The following is a 25,443-nucleotide window of genomic DNA, read 5'->3' on the forward strand; positions in this document are numbered from 1 at the left end:
ACACGTATTGAAAACATGGGTATTAACCCCACTTATTAATGCAAAGAGCATTAACACATTTTTGGAGACACACAAATGGGTAGAATCATTGGTATCGATTTAGGTACAACAAATTCATGTGTCGCAGTATTAGACGGCGACAAAGCAAAAGTTATTGAGAACGCAGAAGGCGATCGTACAACTCCGTCGATTATTGCCTACAGTTCAGAAGGCGAAACCTTAGTAGGTCAGCCTGCGAAACGTCAAGCAGTAACAAACCCTGAAAACACACTATTCGCAATCAAACGTTTGATTGGTCGTCGTTTTGAAGATGAAGAAGTACAGCGTGATATCGATATCATGCCTTTCAAAATCATCAACGCAGATAACGGTGATGCTTGGGTCGAAGCAAACGGCGAGAAAATGGCACCTCCACAGATTTCTGCTGAAGTGCTTAAAAAAATGAAGAAGACAGCCGAAGATTACTTAGGCGAAGAAGTGACAGCTGCCGTTATCACGGTACCTGCTTACTTTAATGATGCTCAGCGTCAAGCAACTAAAGATGCAGGCCGCATCGCAGGTTTAGAAGTGAAGCGCATCATCAACGAACCTACTGCCGCAGCTCTAGCATACGGTATGGACAAGAAAAAAGGCGACAGCGTCGTTGCTGTTTATGACCTTGGTGGTGGTACTTTCGATATTTCAATCATTGAAATTGACGAAGCTGATGGCGAGCACACTTTTGAAGTACTAGCGACGAATGGTGATACTCACCTAGGTGGTGAAGACTTCGATAATCGCATGATCAATTATCTTGTTGAAGAGTTTAAGAAAGACCAAGGTTTCGATTTACGCAAAGATCCTTTAGCTATGCAGCGTCTGAAAGAAGCGGGTGAAAAGGCAAAAATTGAATTATCTTCTGCGCAACAAACAGAAGTGAACTTGCCATACATCACTGCAGATGCGAGTGGTCCTAAGCATTTAGCTATCAAAGTGACGCGCGCGAAGTTAGAATCTTTAGTTGAAGACTTAGTGAAAAAGTCACTACAGCCATTGAAGCAAGCGTTAGCTGATGCTGATTTGTCAGTAAGCGACATCAACGACATTATTTTGGTTGGTGGTCAAACACGTATGCCGCTTGTTCAGAAGTATGTTACTGAATTCTTCGGCAAAGAACCGCGTAAAGACGTTAACCCTGATGAAGCGGTAGCGACTGGTGCAGCCATTCAAGGTGGTGTACTTGCAGGTGACGTGAAAGACGTTTTATTGTTAGACGTAACGCCATTGTCACTGGGCATTGAGACAATGGGTGGCGTAATGACGGCATTGATTGAGAAAAATACCACCGTCCCTACGAAGAAATCTCAGGTGTTCTCAACGGCTGAAGATAATCAAGCTGCGGTAACTGTTCATGTGCTGCAAGGTGAGCGTAAGCAAGCCCAAGGCAACAAGTCTTTAGGTCAGTTTAATCTTGAAGGCATTCGTCCAGCATCTAGAGGTACCCCTCAAATTGAAGTCACCTTCGATATCGATGCTGACGGCATTTTACATGTATCAGCAAAAGATAAAGATACAGGTAAAGAGCAGAAGATTACGATCAAAGCGAACTCAGGCTTGAGTGATGATGAAATCGAGCAAATGGTACAAGATGCAGAAGCGAACAAAGACGCTGACGCTAAGTTTGAAGAACTCGTTCAAGCGAGAAACCAAGCTGATGGCATGATCCATGGCACGAAGACGCAGATTGAAGAAGCTGGTGATGCACTTCCAGAAGAAGATAAAGCGACTATCGAAGCAGCGCTTGAAGCTCTTGAAACCGCGCGTAAGGGCGACGACAAAGCTGAAATCGATGCGAAAGTACAAGCGCTAATGGAAGCATCTACCAAGTTAATGGAAATCGCACAGGCGAAAGCTGCGGCAGAAGGCCAAGGCGCTCCTGAAGGTAACGACGGTGCAGCAGCTCCAGCTGATGATGACGTCGTTGATGCTGAATTTGAAGAAGTGAAAGACGACAAAAAATAAGTCATCTAACGCTTTTCAATAAACATAGGCGCAGCGAGTGAAGACGAGTTGCGCCTTGTTCGTATCAGGTTTAACTGAAAATTTTAGTTAAACCGATGTTTTATAAATGCTTTTTACCCAATGCTTAGATCCATTCAGAATCAGCAAATAGTAATAAAGAGCCTTTATAAAAATAGTTTCATCCATGTAAATAGATTAGATAGCAGGAAACCTTGAATTTATGTCCAAACGAGATTACTACGAAGTATTAGGCGTACCAAAGAGTGCAGATGAGCGCACTATTAAAAAGGCCTATAAAAAGCTCGCCATGAAATACCACCCTGATAGAACTCAGGGCGACAAAGGTATGGAAGAAAAATTCAAAGAGATTCAAGAAGCTCATGAAATTCTAACCGATGACCAAAAGCGTGCAGCCTACGATCAGTACGGACATGCCGGTGTTGATCCAAACCGTGGCGGTGGTCATGGACATGGCGCCGATTTCGGCGATATATTTGGTGACGTATTTGGTGATATTTTTGGTGGTGGTCGCGGTCGTCAATCACGAGCACGTCAGGGCTCTGACTTGCGTTATAATTTGGAAATGTCATTAGAAGAAGCCGTGCGTGGCAAAGAAGTTGAAATTCGAGTGCCAACTTTAGTTGAGTGTGAAGTTTGTCACGGCTCAGGTGCGAAAAAAGGCTCTTCTCCAACAACCTGTCCGACATGTAAGGGCAATGGTCAGGTGCAAATGCGCCAAGGTTTCTTCGCCGTTCAGCAAACGTGTCCAACATGCTCTGGTAAAGGACAAATTATTAGCGATCCTTGTACACCTTGTCGTGGTCAGGGCCGCACAGAAAAAACGAAAACACTGTCGGTTAAAGTGCCTGCAGGCGTCGACACAGGTGATCGTATTCGTTTAACTGGCGAAGGTGAAGCCGGGGAAACAGGTGCACCAGCGGGTGACTTATATGTTCAGGTTCATATTCGTGAGCATGATATTTTTGCCAGAGATGGCAACAACCTATACTGTGAAGTCCCGCTAGGTTTTGCAACAGCGGCACTTGGCGGTGAAATTGAAGTGCCGACCTTAGATGGTAAGGTTAAATTAAAAATTACACCTGAAACTCAAACCGGCAAGATGTTCCGTTTACGAGGCAAAGGCGTTAAGTCTGTTCGAAGCGGAAGTGTCGGCGACCTTATGTGTAAGGTTGTGATAGAGACGCCAGTAAACTTGTCGACTAAACAAAGAGAAATGTTGGAAGAGTTTGATGCCAGCTTAGGTGGTGGTAAACATCGACCAAAGGAACAGGGGTTCTTTGACGGGGTTAAAAAGTTCTTTGACGATTTAACTAAGTAACAATCAAAACACCTAATCAAACGCTTATCTGAAAAGATAGGCGTTTTTTTTACCGACACTATGGAAATGGTCTATTATTTAGTTCGAGCACGTTATAATCTTAATTGCACCCAAGAGTGCAATGTTTCTAATCATTATCAATAGGGAATTATCATGAGAAAAACGCTGTCGGCGATTGCCATCTTAGCCACACTTTTTACAGGTACTGCAATAAGCAAAGAGGCTAGTTCAGAGAAACAAGCGAAAACATCCGCAGAATTTCGCCAAGCTCTTTTACAATTAGTAAGAAGCAACATGGGTCCTCTTGGCGGTATGGCTAAAGGACAAATACCTTATGACGCTGATGCAATGCAAAAATATGGATTACGTATAGAACAACTTGGCATGATGATGCCGGACTATTTCGAAACTGATACTCGCAAATTTAGTATAAAAACAGAAGCTGCAGATGATATCTGGGAGAACATGGCCGACTTTAATGCCAAAGCACAAGATATGGTTGATGCAGCCAAGTCCTTGCAAAGTGTTGCCGCAGCCGGTGATGAAGCTAAATTTCGCGCTGCTATCGGTTCAGTTGGAAGTACTTGTAAAGCTTGTCATGACAAATACAAAACGGACTAAATTGAGTTCTTAGACCAAAGTAGCGTTTGCTTTTACTTTATAATATGTAACAATCTTGTTAACGATGATGGCTTTTTGGGAGAAGTTCAGAATCGTTTCAGTGCTATTGCTACTGAGAGTCTTTACAAGTATGTAACAAGCGCTCCTCTGTACCCTGAGAGAAGCGAAGTAGTAAATGGAAGTTAATAGTGCTTAATCCTAATAAAAAAAATAAAAGGATTGGCTATTATGTCAAAACATGCTTTAAAACAAACAGCGTTGGCGGTGGGATTGACTATTCTATATGGTTTAACAATCTCACAAGCGAACATGTTCTTTTAGACATTACAAACAACAAGTAACTAAAAGTCACTTTTAGAAAATGAACAGCCGAGCAGGCCTTGCTCGGCTGTTTTTTTTTGTTCGATGATAAGTCACTAGAACAGTACTTATATTAGTAATAAAACTCGTCACTGGCTTCTGGCGCAAGCACGACCACTATCATATACACCAAGCCTGCAGATAATCCGGCAAATATAAAAGCGCGTAGCCAAAAATTTTGAGTATCAATAGGCTCACTAGATTCATTATTTGAGTCATTTATTTTTTTATAACCGCTGAGCATGCTTTTCACTAAATCTTGCTTCATCTTAAACTTGTAAAAAATCATCGCGCCGATATGCAAGACCAAAAACACCCAAATGGCATTAAACAAGTTGTGATGCAACCAATTCATAATATCTTGAGTAGAGGCTGAAACTGCAGAATAATAGGGGCCAGAGTCAAAAATATCATCACTAACAAACAAACCACTGATAGTTTGAGTGATAAGTGCAGTCAGGACAAAAATAATAGAATACGCGCCCAGAGGATTGTGGCCTAAGCTAGCTTTATAGTGCGAGGTATTTAAAGACTTTGCATAAGTGAGGGCAACAGCAGGCGATACTATAAATGCAGAGAAACGCGCGTAATAAGCACCCATAATCCCCCAAAGTAGTCTGAATATGATGAGTCCCATCATGAAATAACCACCATAGAAGTGCCATTGGATGGCATTGTCTAACACTTCAACCGTTAGATATTGCGATACTAAGGTTGCTACTAACAGCCAATGAAAAATGCGAGTTGGAAAATCCCAAACGTAAACTGTCATATTCCCTCTGTTGTATGAACAAAAAACAATAGTGTAAGGATTCAATCGAACTTGCTCAATCAATTCTTCTATTTAGGTCAATTAATTCAAATTGGCGCTCAAAAAATTGTTCATTTTGTGTTTATTGGGTGTTCACATGCGGTCCTTTCGTGGATAATTGCGTTAATAATACTGTGAGGATAAAGATTTGACTAAAATTGGTGTATTAGGTGCTAATGGAAGAATGGGGCGTGTATTAATTGATGCATGTTATCAACATACCGATGTTTCTCTCGGTTTTGCGAGTGTGCGCAATGGTTCTAGTTTCGTTGGAATTGATGCGGGTGAGTTAGCCGGTATCGCAAAACAATATATTGCAATTTGCGAGAACCAGCACAAGCCCTCTGATATAGCAGATGTAGTCATCGATTTTACACTACCAGAGGCGCTGGCAGATAATTTAGCTTGGTGTGTAAAACACAGTAAACCTATCGTGATCGGCACAACAGGCTTAGACGAAAGTGGCTTAGCCCTAATCGACGAAGCTGCCAAATCCATCCCGATTGTGTTCGCTGCAAACTACAGTGTAGGCGTAAACTTGTTGCTTAGTTTAGCCAAGCAAACTAGCGCAGTTATGGGGCATAACGCTGATATTGAAATCGTTGAAGCTCACCATCGTTTCAAGAAGGATGCGCCTTCAGGAACTGCAATGGCGATTGGCGAAGCGATTGCCGATGAATTAGGTCGCGACCTTAAACAATGTGCTGTTTATGGGCGAGAAGGAGATACCGGCGAGCGGAAGCTTGAAACAATTGGTTTTAGCACGGTAAGAGCTGGAGATATCGTCGGTGAACATACCGCAATATTTGCCGCGATTGGCGAAAGGATTGAGTTAACTCATAAGGCATCTAGCCGATTGACCTTTGCCAACGGTGCTTTGAAAGCCGCGGGCTGGTTAAAGGACAAACCGGCAGGCTTGTATACGATGCAAGAAGTGCTCAATTTAAAGTAAGCCATTAAGAGTGATTAATCTGCTTGTTTTAAGTGTTTAAGCATGAAATCATGCCTAAGTCCGCATTTTTTGATGTTTACTAAGTAAATTTCAGAAAAAAATAGATCAATCGCTCTCGTTCATATATACTCATCGGAATTTGCCACTAATTTGCAATTTCGCGCAGGACGAAAGCACGCACACATGGCAATTTTAGCCGTGGACGCGAGTCAACGTGACTGCATTGAGAATGCAAAACAACGCGAAGAAGCTTCGATAAAGTACAGTTTAATCACTGATTTATCGTATTTTTCGGAAATAATGGTGTTTCGCCGCTATTTCCCTTGTTACCTTTACTTTTAGGAGGTTGACTTGGCTATTTCTGCCCTTTTAGTGCTTGAAGATGGTTCTGTTTTCAACGGTACTTCCATTGGCGCTTCTGGTTACAGTGTTGGAGAAGTTGTCTTTAATACATCCATGACTGGATACCAGGAAATTCTTACTGACCCTTCATACGCCGAACAAATCATCACACTCACTTACCCTCATATAGGTAACACCGGAACAAACTCCGAAGATATTGAATCTGATAAAATCTGGGCCAAAGGCCTTGTCATTAGAGACTTGCCCTTAATTGCTAGCAACTTCCGCAGTGAAAAATCTCTTTCTGACTATTTAAGTGACAATAATATTGTCGCGATTGCAGATATTGATACGCGAAGATTAACTCGGATTTTACGAGACAAGGGTGCTCAACGCGGCTGTATTGTCTCGGCCGATGCGCTGTCACAAAGCGATGCTTTAGAACAAGCGAAAGCATTTCCTGGTTTAAAAGGAATGGATCTCGCAAAAGTCGTTTCACGCACCGAAAAAACACAATGGGTTGATGGTTCATGGGAACTAGGTAAAGGTTATGCGACTAACAAAACCGATTTGCCTTATCACGTTGTCGCTTACGACTTTGGCGCCAAAAGCAACATTTTAAGAATGTTAGTTGACCGAGGTTGCAAGCTAAGCTTAGTACCTGCTGAAACTAGCGCCGACGATGTCCTTGCGCTAAATCCCGATGGTATCTTTTTATCAAACGGCCCTGGCGATCCCGAGCCATGTACTTATGCAATTGAAGCGATAAAAGTATTCTTAGATAAAGGTATTCCAATCTTTGGGATATGTCTCGGTCATCAATTACTTGCATTGGCAAGTGGCGCGAATACTGAAAAGATGAAGTTTGGCCATCATGGCGCAAATCATCCAGTGAAAGACCTGGCTCGAGATGTGGTAATGATCACCAGTCAAAATCATGGTTTTGCCGTACAAGAATCCTCACTACCCGAAAACGTTAAAGTCACTCACGTGTCTTTATTTGATAAGTCATTACAAGGTATTGAACGCACAGATAAACCGGCATTTAGCTTCCAAGGTCACCCAGAAGCGAGCCCAGGTCCTCATGATGCTGCGCCCTTATTCGACAAGTTCATAGACTTAATCGTTCAATCTAAAACTCAAGCTTAACAGTAGGAATAAAGACTATGCCAAAACGTACCGACCTCAAGAGTATCTTAATTCTTGGCGCTGGACCTATTGTTATTGGTCAAGCTTGCGAGTTTGACTATTCTGGTGCTCAAGCGTGTAAAGCCCTAAGAGAAGAGGGTTACCGAGTTATCTTGGTAAACTCTAACCCAGCAACAATAATGACCGATCCTGAGATGGCTGACGCCACATACATAGAGCCAATTCAGTGGGAAGTTGTTCGTAATATTATTGCCAAAGAACGCCCGGATGCAGTATTGCCAACGATGGGCGGTCAAACAGCCCTTAATTGTGCACTCGACTTAAATAAGCATGGTGTTCTCAAAGAGTTCAATGTAGAGCTAATTGGAGCATCGGCGGATGCTATCGATAAAGCCGAAGACCGAGAGCGATTCGATAAAGCAATGAAATCCATTGGGCTAGAATGTCCTCGTGCTGAGATTGCGCATACATTAGAGCAAGCTTACGACGTATCCACCCGCATCGGTTTCCCGTGTATCATTAGACCGTCTTTTACAATGGGCGGCACGGGCGGCGGAATTGCGTATAACAAAGACGAATTCACTGAAATTTGTACTCGCGGCCTTGATTTATCACCCACTTCCGAACTGCTTATTGACGAATCATTAATCGGTTGGAAAGAATACGAGATGGAAGTTGTACGCGATAAAGCGGACAACTGTATCATCGTTTGTACAATTGAAAACTTTGACCCAATGGGCGTGCATACCGGGGATTCAATCACAGTCGCTCCTGCACAAACCTTAACTGATAAAGAGTTTCAGATTATGCGGAATGCCGCTATGGCAGTATTGCGTGAAATCGGCGTTGAAACTGGCGGTTCAAACGTACAGTTCGGCGTGTGTCCAGATACAGGCCGCATGGTCATCATCGAGATGAACCCACGTGTGTCGCGCTCATCAGCACTAGCATCAAAAGCGACTGGCTTCCCAATTGCAAAAATTGCAGCGAAACTGGCAGTTGGCTTTACTTTGGATGAGTTAGCAAATGATATTACTGGCGGCCTAACACCTGCATCCTTCGAACCTGCAATTGACTATGTTGTGACCAAAATACCGCGTTTCAATTTCGAAAAGTTTGCTGGCTCAAACGATAGACTGACCACTCAGATGAAGTCTGTTGGTGAAGTCATGGCGATTGGTCGCAATCAACAAGAGTCTTTACAAAAGGCTTTACGAGGATTGGAAGTCGGCGTGTCTGGTTTGAATCCCATCCTTGATTTGAATGACCCTGAAGCGAAAAATAAACTGATTTATGAATTGCGTGAGCCAGGTGCTGAACGCATTTGGTATATCGGTGATGCTTTTAGAATGGGCATGTCCGTTGAAGAAATATTCGCGTTAACTAACATCGACCGTTGGTACCTTGTACAGCTAGAAGAAATCGTGCAACTCGAGCAATTAATTGAGCGTATCGGCCTGTCAGAAATTGATCAACAATTAATGCGCACGCTGAAGCGTAAGGGTTTTGCAGACGCTAGGATTGCTGAGCTTACGAATGTTGCCGAAAGTGACGTGAGAGATATGCGCAATAAGTTTGATATATTGCCGGTATATAAACGCGTTGATACTTGTGCTGCAGAATTTAGTACTTCAACAGCTTACATGTACAGCACATACGATGAAGAGTGTGAATCACAACCGTCAGATCGCGATAAGATAATGGTCTTAGGTGGCGGTCCAAACAGAATTGGACAAGGTATTGAGTTCGATTATTGTTGTGTACATGCGGCACTTGCCATGCGTGAAGATGGTTACGAAACGATTATGGTTAACTGTAACCCTGAGACTGTTTCTACCGACTACGACACATCTGATAGGCTCTACTTTGAGCCCGTCACCTTAGAAGATGTGCTGGAAATCGTTAGGGTTGAAAAACCAAAAGGTGTCATTGTGCAATATGGCGGACAAACGCCGCTTAAATTGGCTCGCGCACTGAAAGAAAACGGTGTACCGATTATTGGTACGTCTCCTGACGCGATTGACCGAGCAGAAGATCGTGAACGCTTTCAGCATATGGTTAACAAACTAGGTTTGAAGCAGCCAGCGAATGCAACGGTTAGCAATATGGAAGAGGCGCTTGAGAGAGCGACTGAAATTGGCTTTCCATTAGTGGTTCGTCCTTCATATGTTCTTGGTGGCCGTGCCATGGAAATTGTTTATGACCTAAAAGACTTACGTCGTTATTTGAACGAAGCGGTTAAGGTTTCCAATGACAGCCCAGTGCTCTTAGATCGCTTCCTAGATGACGCTATTGAAGTAGACATTGATGCGATTTGTGATGGCAAAGAAGTCGTGATTGGCGGCATCATGGAACACATTGAACAAGCAGGTGTTCACTCGGGTGATTCAGCATGTAGTTTACCTCCGTATACCTTGTCTGAAGAGATTCAAGATGTGATGCGCAAGCAAGTGACCGAAATGGCCTTAGAGCTTGAGGTCGTTGGTTTGATGAATACCCAGTTTGCTATTAAAGACAACGAAGTGTATCTGATTGAGGTAAACCCCAGAGCAGCAAGAACAGTGCCATTTGTGTCTAAAGCGACCGGCGTGCCACTGGCTAAAGTTGCTGCAAGAGCAATGGCTGGGACGAGTTTAGCTTCTCAAGGCGTGACCAAAGAAATCATACCTCCGTTTTTCTCGGTGAAAGAGGTTGTGCTACCTTTTGCTAAGTTCCAAGGTGTCGATCCTCTCTTAGGCCCTGAAATGCGCTCAACAGGCGAAGTCATGGGTGTAGGTAATGGCTTTGATGAAGCCTATGCAAAAGCGAACTTAGGCGCATCAGCACCATTACCGGTAGAGGGTAAAGTGCTATTGTCAGTTAGAAATAACGACAAACAACGCCTAATAGGTTTGGCTCGGGAAATGATAGAGCAAGGTTTTACTGTCGAAGCGACCAAAGGAACAGCGTCTTTCTTGCGTGATCATGGTGTTGAGTGCGGTATCGTTAATAAGCTATCTGAAGGCCGTCCAAATATCGTAGATGCGATAAAAAATGGTGAGTACTGTTACGTAGTCAACACAACAGAGGGACGCCAAGCGATAACTGACTCAGTCTATATTCGCCGCGAAGCACTGTTAAACAAAATGAGCTATACCACAACACTTAACGCTGCTTTTGCCACAATACGTGCACGAACAGCAGATGCCAAAGTGAATGTAAGCTCTGTTCAAGAATTGCATCAACGTGTGAATGCTTAACAAGATATCGTTTATCTTGATGCGCTATAGCAGATAGCTGTTTTTGACTTTTTCAAAATAGGTTATCATGGCAACTAGAGCTAAAAATGAAAAATGCGCCTTCACTGGCGCATTTTTGTCTATTTTGATACTAATATGAAACTAACCTAGTATTAAGAGTTATAGACAACAGTGAGAAACTCACTCGTCCAATCAAACAAATAGAATAATTAAAGAGTAGATACATGACTACATATCCAATGACTGCGCATGGTGCAGAGATGTTGCGCCAAGAATTAAAAGAACTAAAGTCGGTAAAACGTCCTGAAATCGTGAAGTCTATTGCAGACGCGCGCGAACATGGTGATTTGAAAGAGAATGCTGAATATCATGCTGCCAGAGAGCAACAAAGTTTCTGTGAAGGTCGTATCCAAGATATTGAAGGCAAACTGTCGAATGCTCAAATTATTGACGTCACTAAAATGCCAAACACAGGTAAAGTCATTTTTGGCACAACAGTGACAGTATTAAATACTGAGAATGAAGAAGAGATTACTTATAAAATTGTCGGTGACGATGAGTCTGATATTAAGAACCAATTGATTTCAGTAAATTCGCCAATCGCACGTGGTTTGATTGGTAAAGAACTCGATGACGTAGTCACGATCCAAACACCAAAGGGTGCAGTAGAGTTCGAAATTATCGAAGTCGAATATATCTAAGCCCTTATGTAAACCTTTATTTGGCCCCTTATCTACATTGGGGCCCCACAAGTTTTTACTCGTTAATGGTGCCCTAACCATTCAGTCGCTTTCGTCAGTGCTTCAGTACGATTTTGTACAAAAGCATCTGGCGGAAGTATTTCAGTAAAGCCCATCTTTTGCAGTTTCTTTTTAGAACTGTCTTGCTTCACCAACATAATAATGTGTTTTTCTAGTTGATTAGCATCTTTGATCAAGTTCTCGATTGCTAACGCTATTGTGTCATCTAGAAACGAGACATCGCTCAAGTCGATAATAATCACTTTATGCTCCGTCATACTGCTGAGTTCGCGAGAGAGTGCTTTGGATACGCCAAATATCATCGTGCCGCTCAGGTAGAAGAACAGTATCTCACCGTTGGCTTTATTCAATAGTTGTCGCTGTTCTATGGTTAAGGGCAGGCGACCATCAACATCACTAATCGCTTTAATGTTTTTGGCTTGTGATGCACTGAGCTTTTCTATCGTAATAATATTAGCAATGAACACTCCGATACCTACAGCAACCACAAGGTCGACAAAGACAGTAAGTAACAAAACAGCATACATGATAAGAGAAGACTGCTTAGAAACCTTGTGAGCGCGTTTAATGAAGCTCCAGTCAAGGATGTCTATGCCAACTTTCACTGCAATACCAGCAAGCACCGCAATAGGGATGACTGATATCAAACCAGAGGCACCAAAGATAGCTACCACTAGCACAGACACTCTCACTAAGCCGGATAGCGCGGTTTTCGCCCCAGCTTGAATATTAACTACTGTACCCATTGTCGCGCCAGCACCTGGTAAGCCGCCAAAAAGCCCAGACATCATGTTACCGACGCCTTGTCCAATAAGTTCTTTATCGGATTTGTGTTCGCTGCGTGTCAGGTTGTCGGCAATCACCGACGTCAGCATAGAGTCGATGCAACCAAGCATTCCAAGCACGATACCATCCAAGACCATGGTTTTAATTTGTTCAGGTGTGAACTCAGGGAGAACGAGAGATGGCAAACTAACATTAATTTCACCAATCCGGCGAATATCTACAGATTGAAAAAATATCACTGACACAATCGAAATCATGACAAGCGCGATCAGTTGTGGAGGCAGAATATTTTTTAACTTCTTCGGAGTGAGGAATAAAATCGCAATGGTGGCCAGCGCCATGCCTAACTCAACAAAGCTTATATTTGAAATAATCTCAGGCAGAGAGGTCAGTGTGCCACTAACACCTCCACTTGGCGCAGCGGAACCCATCGCGGGGGCTAGCTGCATTACGATAAGGATACAGCCAATGCCTGACATAAACCCAGATATGACGCTGTAGGGCATCATAGTGATGTATTTACCTAACTTCATTACACCAAACGCTATTTGCGTTAAGCCTGCGATCATGACTACCGTAAATGCCATCGCAAGGCCGTTATCAGGATTGTCCGCTATCAACGTAGTCACTACCGCTGCCATGATGACTGTCATAGGGCCTGTTGGCTCAGATATCAGTGTGGGTGTGCCACCAAATAGAGATGCAAAGAGACCAATGATAATGGCACCGTATAAACCGGCTTCAGGACCTACACCTGAGGCAACACCAAAGGTTAAAGCGAGAGGCAGCGAGACAATCGCTGCAGTGACACCCCCAAGGATATCGCCTCTCAGGTTGGAGCGGTTTATGGTGTTAAAAATCTGCACGTAAATCACCTATCATTATTGTTCTTATATTTTGGCAAAAATAAGGCGCTCATTGAGCGCCCTGAATATCCGTGGCTTAGTATACTGTAAAACACGTATACAGTGGTTTGATCTGCTATATTTCCGCGCTTGCATTTTTTGTATTTTTTACACAGGCAAGAGCGACGATACCGCTGACAATATCGACTGCTTCACTTTATTCGTTCGGTTTTTTTCTTTGTAAAAATAAGCCTGAGACAAACAAAAGCCCAAAAACAAAGTATGTTGGAATATTTCCAAACATTCTATATGGGGTTTTCCCACTGACTAATGAAATGGTTTCAGTGATCGTTGTTGCAGCGAACTGCTCAGCTTGTTGCGTTATTTTACCCTTGTGATCGATAAATGCGGTTAGGCCATTATTAGTTGTTCGTAACACGGGTAAACCAAACTCTTTTGCCCGCATTTGGGCTATTTCCAGATGTTGATGTGGGCCATGAGAGTTACCAAACCAAGCATCATTGCTCACGGTAATAATGGCATCAGTTTGCTCTGTTAGGTTCGCTGATATTTGTTTTGGGAAAGCAATTTCAAAACAGATTGCTGGCGCTAGGTTTGTACCATTGGCTGCTAAGTTTCGTTGAACAAAGTCGCCACGAGTAAATGAAGACATCGGTAAATCAAAAATAGGCGCGATTTCACGTAATATTGATTCAAAGGGAACAAACTCGCCAATAGGGAGTAAGTGGTGCTTGGAAAAGCGATTATTGTGTCCATAACGATAAGGGATCGTGTTTTCGTTGCGCAGATCATTACCAAGGGCTAACAGACTGTTGTAGATCTTTCCTGTTTCGTAGTTATAGTCGACAATGCCTGTGATGAGCGCCGTATTAGTGCCATTTGCCTGCTCATCAAGTTCGCGTAGAAAGCCTTTTGTTGCTACCTCTAGTTTGGGGATAGCGGCTTCTGGCCAAATCACGATATCGGATGACCAATGGGCTTGAGTCAGTTCCCGATACTTATTCATTGTTGGACGATCTTGCTCGGGTATCCAACGCATTGTTTGCGCAATATTACCTTGCACCATCGTAACTTCGGTCGATTGACCTCTTGGTGTAGCCCATTCATTTTGATTTAAAACAGCACCAGAAATCATCGCGATGGCTAAGATGAACAGACTTCTAAGACCAGAGAATTGCCAAGATTTACCTATTTTTTGAACGCGTAGGTTCTGACCAATACTCACCGCTATCATTATGAATAAAGCGCTGACACCTATTTCTCCAATGACCGGCAGCCAGCCCTGCAAAGGTGAATAGAGTTGACTATAGCCAATGGATAGCCAAGGGAATCCGGTCAAGAAGTGCGCACGACACCACTCCAGAACTAACCATAAGAAAGGCAGGGCAAGTGGCCATGCCGCTCTTTTCATGAATTTATTGCTTAGCCAAAGCGTAATAGCAGGAAAAATAGCGAGATAGCCGCAAAGCAGCATCATCATTCCTACCGAGGCTATAAGTGGTAAGCCACCGTGTTCAGCGATACTAACATGGACCCAACTTATCCCCGCACCAAAGTAACCGAAACCAAAGCACCACGCGAGTGCAAAGTGTTTATCTTCAGAACGACTTTGTAGGTAAAACCATAGGGAGAAGCTAATAAAGGGTAGCCACCACCAATTGAAAGGCGAAAAGGCAAGCGTATTGCTTGCCCCTAAAACTACCAATATTAATGCTTTCACATAAATATTCAGGATTTAGTCCTCGTTTTCAGGCAAGGTAACTTTCAGTTGCATAATGCGACGCTTATCAGAGTTAGTGACTTTGAACGTAAGGCCTTCAATTTCAACTGAGTCATCTGTTTCAGGCATGTGACCAAAAGCACGAAGTACTACGCCACCGATCGTATCCGAATCATCTTCATTTAATTTTGTTTCAAAGAAGCGATTGAAATCTTCTACGGAACAAAGTGCTTTCACAGAATAGGTGTGTTTATTTAAAGGGCGAATTTCATCACTTTCGTCTATCTCAGTGTCGAATTCGTCTTCAATTTCACCGACGATCAGTTCAAGAATATCTTCTATTGTAACCAGCCCAGATACACCGCCGTATTCATCGACGACAATCGCCATGTGATAACGTTGTTGCCGAAACTCTTTCAGAAGCACGTCAACGCGCTTACTCTCAGGCACAATGATTGCCTCGCGAAGTACTTCTTTGAGCTTGAATTCTTTGCCTGGTATAAACGCGTAAGGTAGTAGATCTTTGGCTAACAAAATACCTTCAATGTGGTCTTTGTCTTCCGATATGACGGGGTAGCGCGAGTGAGCATTGTCTAGCAATATGGGTAAAAACTCATCGACTTCTTGCTCGACATCAACCGTGACCATCTGAGCCCTCGGGATCATGATGTCGCGCACTTTAATTTCACTGACCGACATTACCCCTTCGATCATTTCTTTCGTTTGCGGGTCGATTAACTCACGTTGTTCAGCATCAGAAATGACTTCAGAAAGTTCTTCTTTGTTTCTCGGCTCCCCCCTGAAAGTCTGGCTTAGTTTTTCTAACCAGCTTTTATTGGTGGAACCGTTGGTAGAGTGGGGATTGTCGTCGCTCATAATCTCTTCGTTATTAAGTTAATGTTGCCCAAGCTGACACCTATAGTCAGTGATCTTGGTAAGGGTCGTCAATACCTAATTGCGCAAGAACATGGGTTTCGAGATTTTCCATCTCTAACGCTTCTTCTTCTTCAATATGGTCATAGCCGAGTAAATGCAATAGGCCATGGATACACAAATGTGCCCAATGATCCAAAATAGCTTTGTTTTGTTCTTTAGCTTCACGTTCAACCAGCGCTGCACAAATGACCAAATCTCCTAAGAAAGGAGAGTCAATGTGCGTTGGTGCTTCAAAAACAAAGGAAAGGACGTTTGTTGGCTTATCCTTGCCTCTATAATCTTTATTTAACTGTTGCGATTCTGCGCTATCGCATATCCGCACAGTGACTTCAAATGTGGATTCAAGAGCATCGCTCTGCTGTTGAGTCTCTTGATATGGCTGATTACTCTCTTCGAGATGATTTGCCACTGCATCTTGTTGCTCTTTTAACACGACCAATGCCAGTGACAGCCATCCACTTATTTGTTCGGAAGTGGGTACATCGTGTTCAAGCGAATCTTGCTCAAGCACGTTTTGAAGATCAAGATTGATTGTCATTAGGGGGCGTTAAATCACTATGATCACTTTGATTGCGGATTTGTTCGTCTCTCAATCGCTTTTTCTCAATTGCTTCCGCTTCTTTTTTTGCATCATGCTCTTCATAGGCTTGCACGATACGAGCGACAACAGGGTGTCGCACAACATCTTGCGCATTGAAGAAGTTAAATGAGATGTCATTGACTTCACTTAACACTTCTATGGCGTGACGCAGACCCGATTTCGCACCGCGAGGCAAGTCGATCTGAGTAATATCACCAGTAATCACTGCCTGTGAATTAAACCCAATTCGCGTCAAAAACATTTTCATTTGTTCAACGGTCGTGTTTTGACTTTCATCAAGAATAATAAACGCGTCGTTCAAGGTACGACCGCGCATGTATGCAAGTGGAGCAACCTCTATCACATTTCGTTCGATAAGTTTTTCAACTTTTTCAAAACCTAACATCTCGAAGAGTGCGTCGTATAAAGGGCGTAAATAAGGGTCGACTTTCTGTGACAAATCGCCAGGCAAAAAGCCAAGCTTTTCACCCGCTTCAACGGCTGGTCGTGTTAATAGTATCCTGCGCACTTCTTGACGCTCAAGCGCATCCACAGCACAAGCAACTGCCAAGTACGTTTTACCTGTACCAGCAGGGCCAATACCAAAGGTAATATCGTGGTTGATGACATTTGCCACGTAGCGTGATTGATTTGGGTTACGCGGCTTAATCACACCTCGTTTGGTTTTGATATGGACTTCTTTGCCATAGTCCCCAGCTTCAGCGCGTTCTAAGCATTTTGCTTCTTGGATCGCAAGGTGAACTTGGTTCGGTTCGAGCGACGGTACACTGCCTTTTACAGGCTGCGTTTCGATATATAGAAGCTTTAATAATTCGCTCGCACCGTTCGCTTGTTGCGGATCCCCAAGGACTTTAAACTCATTAGCCCGGTAAGTGATTTCCACACCTAAACGACGCTCTATTTGTTTAATATTGTCGTCAAACGGGCCGCAAAGGCTAGAAAGGCGCTTATTATCTTCAGGTTGTAAAATTATCTCGTTACTTACTAACTTACTCAATCTGTTCTCTTTTATCAGTGTTTAATCGTTACTTTTGATAGCGAGCATATTAGCCGCCTATCACTATTTACGCTGGTATAACTTGGGTAACACCAGTCTCATCGGCTACAGGTTGCTTGGCTAAAATGCTTTGCGGTGACACCGCAACGCGCAATCCCATATCCTTTTCGCGCAATACGACTTTGCCGCGTAATGAATTACTGTAAACCTCTGTAATTTCAAGGTCAACAAATTCACCAACCATGTCTGGACTACCCTCAAAATTAACGACTCGGTTATTCTCTGTTCTACCCGTTAATTCCATCAGGTTCTTCTTAGACGGCCCTTCAACCAACACGCGTTGTGTTGTATCTAGCATATTGCGAGCAATGCGCTGTGCATTTTGGTTTATGCGTTGCTGTAAAATTTGTAATCGCTGCTTTTTAGTTTCTTCACTTACATCATCGACAATATCAGCAGCAGGTGTACCGGGACGTGAGCTGTAGATAAAACTGAAGCTCATGTCGTAGCCAATCGTATTGATAAGGTCCATCGTTGCTTCAAAATCCGCATCGGTTTCGCCAGGAAAACCAATGATAAAGTCAGACGACATACATAAATTAGGTCTTACCTTTTTTAGTTTGCGAATGGTTGATTTGTATTCAATCGCAGTGTGGCCTCGCTTCATTTGATTTAGAATGCGGTCAGCGCCACTTTGAACTGGCAGATGTAAATGATCAACCAGTTCTGGAATGTGTTTGTAAGCTTCAATGATGTCATCTGTGAACTCCACCGGATGTGAGGTGGTATAACGGATTCGGTCAATACCGTCAATCGATGCAACAAGTTCTAATAATTCAGCAAATCGGCAAATGCTGCCGTCGTAGTGCGGGCCTCTAAAAGCATTCACGTTTTGTCCAAGCAAATTGACTTCACGCACACCTTGAGCAGCGAGTTGCGCTACTTCTAATAATACATCATCCACCGGGCGGCTAACTTCTTCACCGCGTGTGTAAGGAACAACGCAGAAGCTACAGTATTTAGAGCAGCCTTCCATGATAGAGACAAACGCGCTAGGACCTTCAGCTCTAGGCTCAGGTAGCCGGTCAAATTTTTCTATTTCAGGAAAACTCACGTCAATCACTGATTTGTCACCACCTTTGATCTGTTTGATCATCTCTGGTAGGCGATGTAGGGTTTGAGGACCGAACACGATATCGACATAAGGGGCACGTTTTCTGATTTCGCTTCCTTCTTGCGAAGCCACGCAGCCACCAACACCAATGATAAGTTCAGGCTTGTCATTCTTTAGGTTTTTCCAACGGCCCAATTGATGAAACACTTTCTCTTGCGCTTTTTCGCGAATTGAACAAGTGTTAAGCAAGATGACGTCCGCCTCTTCTGCTTCATCTGCAAGCGTATAGCCATGTGTAGAATCTAGTAGGTCAGCCATTTTTTCCGAGTCATACTCGTTCATTTGGCAGCCCCAAGTTTTAATGAATAACTTCTTGCTCATAGTTAGCTTGTATCTTCTATATTAGGTCGCGGGCGGATTAGCACCAGTCCTTCTTGGATGGCTATTCAATCAACGCCGGCGGTATTGAATTAACGTAACCCAGTATTTTAAACTGAAAGCGCCTTTTAAGCTAGTTTTGCAAGGTGAACTCCTTGAATTTTTGATAATAATTCTCGTCGTTTGGACTTAATGGCTTACACAAAGAAGAGGTGTAAACAAAACAGGATAAAAATCATTGCTTTAGCGCAATAGAACGTGAACTGTTTTGTGCTAGTCTGTGGTATATAGTGTAATAGAAACATCAAAAAGATTTAAGGAAAAGCAAACTATGAGGTATCAAGTTGATTATTGCGTTTTCGGCGGAGGCATGGTCGGTGCTGCATGCGCGATCGGCTTAGCGAAATTAGGCCATAAGGTGGTAGTCATTGAGCCTAATCGTCCTGATGCTTTTGATCCGAAGTCGACGCCAGATTTACGAGTATCTGCCTTAAATCGCTACACTCAATCTCTGCTAAGTTCATTTGGTGTCTGGGACGATGTCCTAGCCATGAGAGCCAAACAATATAGTCGTCTGTCGGTTTGGGAAGACATCAGTAAAGCGCTGCACTTCAAGGCTGATGAGATTGGTGAACAATACTTAGGTTACTTTGTTGAAAATAGAATTTTACAACTCGCTTTACTGAACAAATTGAAAGACGAGTATGCTGACAACGTCACGGTACTTTATCAATCGCCTGAGCGCATCAAGCTAAACGACAGCGAAGAGGGCGGGCTAATCTCATTAGATGATGGTAGCGATGTTGTAGCTGACGTTTTCGTGGCTGCCGATGGCGGCTTTTCGCAACTAAGGTCGGCTGTGAACATAGGCACCACCGCATGGCAGTACCAACAAAATGCGAATGTGTTGTTGGTCAAAATGTTAACAGAATTTGAAGCGGCAACGTGGCAGCAATTTACACCGAAAGGACCTATCGCGTTTCTACCTTTATTCGACAATTATGCCAGTTTAGTTTGGTACGGCGACAATGAGCTAAGCGAGACTTTGAAGAAAGCCTCTAACAGCGAGTGTAAGGCGAAAGTGCAGGCTATTTTTCCAAAGGTTTTGGGTGACTTTGAAGTGATTGATAAAACAGCGTTCCCGTTGCGAAGAATGCATGCGAATCAATATTGGAGAAAGAATGTTGTTTTGGTCGGGGACGCTGCTCATCAGATTAATCCTTTAGCCGGGCAGGGTGTTAATCTAGGGTTTAAGGATGTAGGCGCACTGATTGAATCTATAAAGAATAATCCGGTGAGCCTGACAAATAAACAAGCATTTATTGATTACGAGCGCAGTCGACGTGGTCCTAACCTTGCAATGATGACCGCGATGGATGTGTTCTATCAGACATTTAGTAATGATATCTTACCGTTAAAATTATTAAGGAATATGGGCGTTCAAATAGCGGATAACGCTGGCCCAGTGAAACATAAAGTATTGAAGTATGCGATGGGTATGGAATAAAGCCCGAATAAACACTATAAATTTTTAAGGAAGTATTAACGTGACAGCAATTTTAGGTATTTTAGCCGTTTTATTTATCTCATTAATTATTATTGTACCGATGTTGGAGAAATCCGAAGTACGGATCTCTCCAGAAACTCAGAGCAAAATAGCAAAGTGGATAATACCCTTGTTGGTTGTCATGGTTGTTGTGCAGTTATTTTTATTTCTCTAGGCGTTTGTTCTTAACAACGCTTTTTTTACTGAGTTTTACTGGGCATTACTTCCAAATCTTATCTTCGGTCTCGCCCTGAATATCGCAATCATCTTCAATGAAATCCATTTTAGCGTTTGCTTTACGTTTTTCATTGTAGTCTCGCGTCACTGAAACGATGGTGGGCGTGAGTAAAACGATGGCAATAATATTGACGACCGTCATCAAGCCTAGCGCCATATCAGCCATATTCCAGACAGTTTGTAGGCTTTCTCTCGAGCCCCAAAAGATCATAAGCAAGTAGCCTGAGGTATAGAATAATCTTCCAAATTTATTGTCTAGCTTAAACATATGAAGATTACTTTCACCATAGGCATAGTTCGCTACCACAGATGTGAAGGCAAACAAGCAAATAGCAGCCGATACAAAATCACCGCCAAACACGCCTAGGTGTGTCTCCATTGCTGCTTGAGTAAGTCGAATACCTTCTCTTTCACCGGTCATTCCATTGCCCGCTAGCAGGATAATAAAAGCGGTAGCAGTACAAAGGATCATGGTGTCAATGAACACCCCAAGCATTTGCACATAACCTTGCGAAACGGGGTGGTTAGGATGTGGAGTGGCTGAGGCAGCCGCCTGAGGAACACTACCAGAGCCTGCTTCATTTGAATATAAACCGCGCTGAATACCGTTTTTGACGGCAGCTGCAAACGCACCCGCACCTGCTTCTTGTAGGCCAAACGCAGAGGTAATGATGTCGTAAAGCACGCCTGGTAAGAACTGAATGTTGATAATGGTGATACCAAGAGCAACGAGCACATATGCGATCCCCATGAACGGCACGATGTACTCGGCGAATCGCGCGATGGCTCGTAGACCACCAATAACAATCACACCAGCTAACACGATAATAACCAGTCCAGAATAAGTGGTCGATATGCCATAACTATTGTTCAGCGCATCGGTAATAGTATTGGCTTGGACAGCAGAAAAAACAAAGCCATAACCAAAGAATAGGCAAAGTGCAAACAACACTGCAAACCAAGAGTTCTTCAGGCCTTGCTTGATATAGTAAGCCGGTCCACCGCGATATTCACCATGATCGTCTTTAATTTTATATACTTGACCTAAGAGGCTCTCAGCATAACCGGTCGCCATGCCCAGTAACGCGATGACCCACATCCAGAATATGGCCCCAGCGCCACCTAAGGAGATTGCTACAGCGACACCTGCGAGATTACCCGTACCAACACGCGCTGATAAACTCGTACAAAGGGCTTGGAATGAGCTGATGCCAGCTTTGTCACTTTTGGTGCTGCCTTTAAGCAAACTGAACATGTGCTTAAAGTTAAGGATTTGAATGAATTTGAGCTTGAAAGTAAACCAGATACCGGCGATAAGCAGCATATAAATAAGGACTTGTCCGTCGCCCCATAATAAATTATTTACGGCATTTACTATGTCATGTATCAAAATATCATCCCTTAAAACGCAAAAAACGCCGGAAAACCGACGTTTGTAGAATATGGCTGGGGTAGCAGGACTCGAACCTACGAATGGCGGGATCAAAACCCGCTGCCTTACCAACTTGGCTATACCCCAAGAGTAATCAACGATGACTTAGATTACAATACCTAATTAAACATGAAACTGAGATGGCTGGGGTAGCAGGACTCGAACCTACGAATGGCGGGATCAAAACCCGCTGCCTTACCAACTTGGCTATACCCCAACAATGTATGGTGCGGAAGGAGAGACTTGAACTCTCACGCCGTGAAGCACTGGAACCTAAATCCAGCGTGTCTACCAATTCCACCACTCCCGCATATCTCTCAGTCACAAATTACTAGGTAATAAGTGAATTGGTGGCTACGGCGGGACTCGAACCTGCGACCCCATCATTATGAGTGATGTGCTCTAACCAGCTGAGCTACGTAGCCATCAAATTACTCATCAGCGATGCTTGTCCGCTTCAGAGTGGCGCGTATTATGCTTAGTTGAAGTGTGGTCGTCAACCCCTTTTTTGCATGAAATAATCAGTTGCGCACTAAATAATCAGTTAAGGCCTATTTGTCGAGATTAGAATCACTAGAACGAGGCAGAATACCGCCGCCAATCTCAAACTGATTCATTTGTTGTACAAGTTTTCGGCCTAAAGCAGAGTCTCTCAGTTTTGGCACTCTTGTTTCGTCGGTTTCATAGTTATTTTGTTTAAACATGTTGGCGAAATCGATATTGCCCTCTGTAAGGCCTTTATGTCTGGTTTGGGCTGATAATTTGCTAATTTTAGTCACACTATTTTCCCGCGAAAAGCGAGCAAAGCCTTTAAATGAAAACCGTTCTTCAACATCCCGTTGACTTAAGTGCAACAACGCGTCCATAAAGCTGAATAAGAAAGCGTTTTCGGTTAAATCATCCATCACAATATTCAAGCAAGTGATGGAATGAAGCTCTGGCAATGAGGATTTCTCAATTTCTATCGGCTTTAAGCTCAGTAAATATTGACCGCCAGGCAGAGGCAATAAATTAGCCAATTCAAACTTGGCTTTGTCGTACGTTAATTTAGCGATAGTGGCCTTCAGTTGAGCGCCGTCGATACTCCCTTTGTTATCATCCGCATTAGTCGCACTCGACATGGCCATCAAAGGCAAGTCATGGTGGCAGCTAAATGGTGTGGTAACTTTGCCAGCTTCGTCAAACTTTACCAATTCACGCACTTCATGCTCTCTTGCTTTACATAGTGCCAGATACGCTGTTTGTATGATTTCAGAAGAGGGTAATTGAGGTTCTACACGCCATCGTCTGCCATAGACAATCTTTTTACAGCCCTGACTTTGTTTATCGATGTAATTGTCTAAGCCAATAATACCCACTTGAATAAACAAGCCACCATGGTCTTCGTCTACAAATAATAAGTAGCTAGGATCATAGTTAATCTCTGCCACAATTGCCTCGACGGACTCTCGAGTATGATGATATGACAAGTAGTGTTGTGGAATGCAATTCGTGCCATCATCTAATATGACTTGTGGCGCTTTGGGCATTGGGCTTTCGCCTGGTAATAAAGGAAGCTGTGTCTTCATGCTAATCTCTTCATTTTAATGTCTGCATTCTTGTATCGTTTATAATTACGATGCACCAATATCCATAAGCCATAATAGACCCACAAAACGCAGGGGATATTTCATTCTTGAAGAAACAATACGCGCATTTATTTGTTTAGGTTCTTTATTGAGTATGAATTATTTATGAAAGGTCTCATAAAAAGAGTGAGTAAAAGGAGGGAGACTAAGCTCTAAAGAAGCTTAGTCTAAAGTTTCACCACAAAAAGGACAGTAGTTAATCGAAATGACCGTGTGGTAGGTGATTTCACCTACAAATTCGGCTTCACCCATATTCACTTCTTCCTCAACTGCGTAATGAATATTATGCAAGTGCCAGACATCTTGTTCTTCACCTTCGAGTTCGCAGCAATGAGCGATACGATCATTCTTAGGGAAATCATTTTTATCGCATAGATGCTCTTTATCATATGTGGCTCCGCCGCCATCGCCTAATTCTGATAGTTCCATTGCATTCTCCTAAAAAAAACGGCTACCTAACATGGTAACCGCTTATCTCTTTCAAATTGACACATACGCCGAATAGTAGGCTTCAATGTATTAAAGCAATGCTTAAACGTTAAATCTAAAGTGGATAACGTCACCGTCTTTCAAAATATACTCTTTGCCTTCCAAGCGCCACTTACCAGCATCCTTTGCACCTGATTCGCCCTTGTTTTCAACGTAGTCATTGTATCCAATGACTTCTGCGCGAATAAAGCCTTTTTCAAAATCGGTATGGATCTTACCTGCACCTTGAGGCGCAGTAGAACCGATAGGGTAAGTCCAAGCGCGCACTTCTTTTACGCCAGCAGTGAAATAAGTCTCTAGGGTTAGTAGGCTATAGCCCGCGCGAATAACACGGTTCAAACCTGGCTCGCTTAAACCTAGTTCTTCCATAAACTCCGCTTTTTCTTCGTCATCTAGTTCGGCGATATCCGATTCAATGGCAGCGCATACACTCACTACAACGGCATTTTCTTTTTCCGCGATAGCTTTAACTTGATCCAAGTATGGGTTGTTTTCAAAGCCATCTTCGTTCACGTTGGCAATGTACATGGTCGGCTTTAACGTTAGGAAGTTCATGTAGGCAATTGCGGCATGTTCTTCTTTACTTAGGTCAACAGAGCGTAACAACTCACCTTCGTTTAGGTGGGGAAGCAGCTTCTCAAGTACTTTCAATTCAAATTTGGCTTCTGAGTCACCGCCTTTTGCACGTTTACTTACGCGCAAAATTGCTTTCTCAGTAGTTTCTAAGTCTGAGAGGGCGAGCTCTGTATTAATAACGTCAATGTCTTCTTGAGGGTTAACTCTGCCTGCAACATGTACGATGTTCTCATCATCAAAGCAACGCACCACGTGGCCAATAGCATCGGTCTCTCGGATATTAGCAAGAAACTTGTTACCCAAGCCTTCACCCTTAGAAGCACCCGCAACTAAGCCTGCAATGTCCACAAACTCCATAGTGGTTGGGATGACACGTTGTGGGTTCACAATTTCTGCCAACGCGTCTAAACGCTCATCTGGTACAGGAACAACACCGGTATTTGGTTCGATAGTGCAGAATGGAAAGTTTGCTGCTTCAATACCAGCTTTGGTTAATGCATTGAATAATGTCGACTTACCTACGTTTGGCAAACCAACGATGCCGCATTTAAAACCCATAATG

At 43.2% G+C, this 25,443-nt stretch carries 19 protein-coding genes and 4 tRNA genes; 8 read left to right on the forward strand and 15 right to left on the reverse strand.

Translation table 11 applies throughout. The features are described 5' to 3' along the window. Nucleotides 1–75 precede the first annotated feature (75 nt). The 3 genes from dnaK to RM556_RS08805 all read left to right on the forward strand — a co-directional run bounded on the left by dnaK (nucleotide 76) and on the right by RM556_RS08805 (nucleotide 3,961). The gene (gene dnaK, locus RM556_RS08795; protein WP_311360652.1) at nucleotides 76–2,001 is read left to right on the forward strand and encodes a molecular chaperone DnaK; all 1,926 of its coding nucleotides are present in this window, start codon (nucleotides 76–78) and stop codon (nucleotides 1,999–2,001) included. A 220-nt stretch (nucleotides 2,002–2,221) separates the two neighbouring features. Continuing rightward, entirely contained in the window at nucleotides 2,222–3,340 is a 1,119-nt protein-coding gene (gene dnaJ, locus RM556_RS08800; protein WP_311360651.1) for a molecular chaperone DnaJ, read from the forward strand. Between the two features lie 153 nt (nucleotides 3,341–3,493). Then, a complete protein-coding gene (locus tag RM556_RS08805) occupies nucleotides 3,494–3,961 on the forward strand; it encodes a cytochrome c (protein ID WP_311360650.1) in 468 nt (155 codons plus the stop codon). Between the two features lie 433 nt (nucleotides 3,962–4,394). Here RM556_RS08805 and RM556_RS08810 read toward each other — a convergent pair whose 3' ends face one another. Continuing rightward, nucleotides 4,395–5,093, reverse strand: a complete 699-nt coding sequence (locus tag RM556_RS08810; RefSeq protein WP_311360649.1) for a cytochrome b/b6 domain-containing protein — start codon at nucleotides 5,091–5,093, stop codon at nucleotides 4,395–4,397. Between the two features lie 187 nt (nucleotides 5,094–5,280). Between RM556_RS08810 and dapB the strand changes: the two genes are divergently transcribed. From dapB to greA, 4 genes are all read left to right on the forward strand, one after another. After that, nucleotides 5,281–6,084 (forward strand): 4-hydroxy-tetrahydrodipicolinate reductase, encoded by an 804-nt coding sequence (gene dapB / locus RM556_RS08815; protein ID WP_311360648.1) that lies wholly within the window; start codon nucleotides 5,281–5,283, stop codon nucleotides 6,082–6,084. A 351-nt stretch (nucleotides 6,085–6,435) separates the two neighbouring features. Further along, entirely contained in the window at nucleotides 6,436–7,575 is a 1,140-nt protein-coding gene (carA, locus tag RM556_RS08820) for a glutamine-hydrolyzing carbamoyl-phosphate synthase small subunit (RefSeq protein ID WP_311360647.1), read from the forward strand. Between the two features lie 17 nt (nucleotides 7,576–7,592). Further along, a complete protein-coding gene (gene carB / locus RM556_RS08825; protein ID WP_311360646.1) occupies nucleotides 7,593–10,814 on the forward strand; it encodes a carbamoyl-phosphate synthase large subunit in 3,222 nt (1,073 codons plus the stop codon). A 224-nt stretch (nucleotides 10,815–11,038) separates the two neighbouring features. Beyond that, entirely contained in the window at nucleotides 11,039–11,515 is a 477-nt protein-coding gene (gene greA / locus RM556_RS08830; protein WP_311360645.1) for a transcription elongation factor GreA, read from the forward strand. A gap of 62 nt (nucleotides 11,516–11,577) precedes the next feature. Here greA and RM556_RS08835 read toward each other — a convergent pair whose 3' ends face one another. From RM556_RS08835 to miaB, 6 genes are all read right to left on the reverse strand, one after another. Then, complete coding sequence (locus tag RM556_RS08835) at nucleotides 11,578–13,227, reverse strand: SulP family inorganic anion transporter (protein WP_311360644.1); 1,650 nt, start codon at nucleotides 13,225–13,227, stop codon at nucleotides 11,578–11,580. Between the two features lie 196 nt (nucleotides 13,228–13,423). Further along, on the reverse strand, nucleotides 13,424–14,947 hold the full coding sequence (gene lnt / locus RM556_RS08840) for an apolipoprotein N-acyltransferase (RefSeq protein ID WP_311360643.1): 1,524 nt from the start codon (nucleotides 14,945–14,947) through the stop codon (nucleotides 13,424–13,426). 15 nt (nucleotides 14,948–14,962) lie between these two features. Further along, the gene (corC, locus tag RM556_RS08845) at nucleotides 14,963–15,823 is read right to left on the reverse strand and encodes a CNNM family magnesium/cobalt transport protein CorC (RefSeq protein ID WP_311360642.1); all 861 of its coding nucleotides are present in this window, start codon (nucleotides 15,821–15,823) and stop codon (nucleotides 14,963–14,965) included. A 46-nt stretch (nucleotides 15,824–15,869) separates the two neighbouring features. Then, the gene (gene ybeY / locus RM556_RS08850) at nucleotides 15,870–16,415 is read right to left on the reverse strand and encodes an rRNA maturation RNase YbeY (RefSeq protein ID WP_409220074.1); all 546 of its coding nucleotides are present in this window, start codon (nucleotides 16,413–16,415) and stop codon (nucleotides 15,870–15,872) included. Continuing rightward, nucleotides 16,405–17,481, reverse strand: coding sequence for a PhoH family protein (locus RM556_RS08855; RefSeq protein ID WP_311374393.1), 1,077 nt, complete (start codon nucleotides 17,479–17,481; stop codon nucleotides 16,405–16,407). Before RM556_RS08855 ends, ybeY begins: the two co-directional genes overlap by 11 nt. 67 nt (nucleotides 17,482–17,548) lie before the next feature. Continuing rightward, nucleotides 17,549–18,976, reverse strand: coding sequence for a tRNA (N6-isopentenyl adenosine(37)-C2)-methylthiotransferase MiaB (miaB, locus tag RM556_RS08860; protein ID WP_311360639.1), 1,428 nt, complete (start codon nucleotides 18,974–18,976; stop codon nucleotides 17,549–17,551). 328 nt (nucleotides 18,977–19,304) lie between these two features. On the opposite strand from miaB, the gene RM556_RS08865 reads away from it, so the two are divergent. Beyond that, nucleotides 19,305–20,480, forward strand: coding sequence for an FAD-dependent monooxygenase (locus tag RM556_RS08865; RefSeq protein ID WP_311374394.1), 1,176 nt, complete (start codon nucleotides 19,305–19,307; stop codon nucleotides 20,478–20,480). A 259-nt stretch (nucleotides 20,481–20,739) separates the two neighbouring features. Here RM556_RS08865 and RM556_RS08870 read toward each other — a convergent pair whose 3' ends face one another. The 8 genes from RM556_RS08870 to ychF all read right to left on the reverse strand — a co-directional run bounded on the left by RM556_RS08870 (nucleotide 20,740) and on the right by ychF (nucleotide 25,439). Then, nucleotides 20,740–22,146 (reverse strand): alanine/glycine:cation symporter family protein, encoded by a 1,407-nt coding sequence (locus tag RM556_RS08870; RefSeq protein ID WP_311360636.1) that lies wholly within the window; start codon nucleotides 22,144–22,146, stop codon nucleotides 20,740–20,742. Between the two features lie 53 nt (nucleotides 22,147–22,199). Then, a tRNA-Gln gene (locus RM556_RS08875) sits at nucleotides 22,200–22,275 on the reverse strand. Between the two features lie 54 nt (nucleotides 22,276–22,329). Then, nucleotides 22,330–22,405, reverse strand: a tRNA-Gln gene (locus RM556_RS08880). Nucleotides 22,406–22,413: 8 nt separating this feature from the next. Beyond that, a tRNA-Leu gene (locus tag RM556_RS08885) sits at nucleotides 22,414–22,498 on the reverse strand. A 38-nt stretch (nucleotides 22,499–22,536) separates the two neighbouring features. Continuing rightward, a tRNA-Met gene (locus RM556_RS08890) sits at nucleotides 22,537–22,613 on the reverse strand. 126 nt (nucleotides 22,614–22,739) lie between these two features. Beyond that, complete coding sequence (locus RM556_RS08895) at nucleotides 22,740–23,756, reverse strand: hypothetical protein (protein ID WP_311360635.1); 1,017 nt, start codon at nucleotides 23,754–23,756, stop codon at nucleotides 22,740–22,742. Between the two features lie 222 nt (nucleotides 23,757–23,978). Continuing rightward, nucleotides 23,979–24,245: a hypothetical protein gene (locus RM556_RS08900; RefSeq protein ID WP_311360634.1), complete on the reverse strand. Its 267-nt coding sequence runs from the start codon at nucleotides 24,243–24,245 to the stop codon at nucleotides 23,979–23,981. Between the two features lie 102 nt (nucleotides 24,246–24,347). Further along, nucleotides 24,348–25,439 carry a redox-regulated ATPase YchF gene (gene ychF / locus RM556_RS08905; protein WP_311374395.1) on the reverse strand — a complete coding sequence of 364 codons (1,092 nt, stop codon included), beginning with the start codon at nucleotides 25,437–25,439 and terminating at the stop codon, nucleotides 24,348–24,350. Nucleotides 25,440–25,443 lie beyond the last annotated feature (4 nt).

This window comes from Alteromonas sp. W364 (assembly GCF_031846205.1).
Taxonomy (GTDB): domain Bacteria; phylum Pseudomonadota; class Gammaproteobacteria; order Enterobacterales; family Alteromonadaceae; genus Glaciecola; species Glaciecola blandensis.